Source organism: Streptomyces sp. AC627_RSS907 (assembly GCF_019049165.1).
The window spans coordinates 1-785 of sequence record NZ_JAGMUE010000213.1 but is presented as its reverse complement, the minus strand read 5'-3'; the positions used below and the strand labels follow the sequence as shown (position 1 = coordinate 785).

1 protein-coding gene is annotated in these 785 nt (G+C 76.3%); it reads right to left on the bottom strand.

Features of this window, described 5'->3' with window-relative positions; all coding sequences use genetic code 11:
- Positions 1–782: carboxylating nicotinate-nucleotide diphosphorylase (gene nadC, locus KUM32_RS32290; protein ID WP_217145493.1), on the bottom strand; the 782-nt coding region annotated here is incomplete at its 3' end.
- Positions 783–785 lie beyond the last annotated feature (3 nt).

Below are 785 nucleotides of genomic sequence, written 5' to 3'. Positions count from 1 at the left end.
GGCTCGATCTGGTCGAGGCGGTCCACCTCGACCTCGATCGGCAGCCCGGGGAAGGCGTCCCGTACCGCCGTGAACGCCGCCGCGACGCCGCCGGCGGCCACCACGTGGTTGTCCTTGATCAGCGCCGCGTCCGACAGGGACATCCGGTGGTTGACGCCGCCGCCGCAGCGGACCGCGTACTTCTCCAGGGCGCGCAGGCCGGGGGTGGTCTTGCGGGTGTCGCGGACGGCGGCGCCGGTGCCCGCCAGCGCGTCGGCCCAGGCGCGGGTCGCGGTCGCGATGCCGGACAGCCGGCACAGCAGGTTGAGCGCGCTGCGCTCGCCGGTCAGCAGGTCGCGGGTGCGGGTGCGGACGGACAGCAGCCTGTCGCCCGGGGCGACCCGGTCGCCGTCCTCGGCGTGCCGCTCGACCTCGAACGCGTCGGTGCACACCACCGACAGGATCGCCTCGGCGATGCGCAGGCCGGCCACGGTGCCCGCCTCGCGGGCCGTGAAGTCGCCGGTGGCGACCGCGTCCTCGGGGATGGTCGCCACGGTGGTGACGTCCACGCCGCGGTCGAGGTCCTCCTCGATCGCCACGTGCGCGATGTCCTCGACCTGCACCGGGTCGAGCCCGGCCGCGACCAGCAGCGCCGCGAGGTCCGGGTCGAGCCCGCACTCCAGCGGGTCCAGCTCGTACGCGCCGTCGGCGCCGCCGCAGCCGCAGCCGTCGCCGCAGCCGCCGGTCTCCCCCGCTCCCCCGGCGGCTGCGGAACCGCCGGTCTGCGACAGCGGGAGGTCCACTTG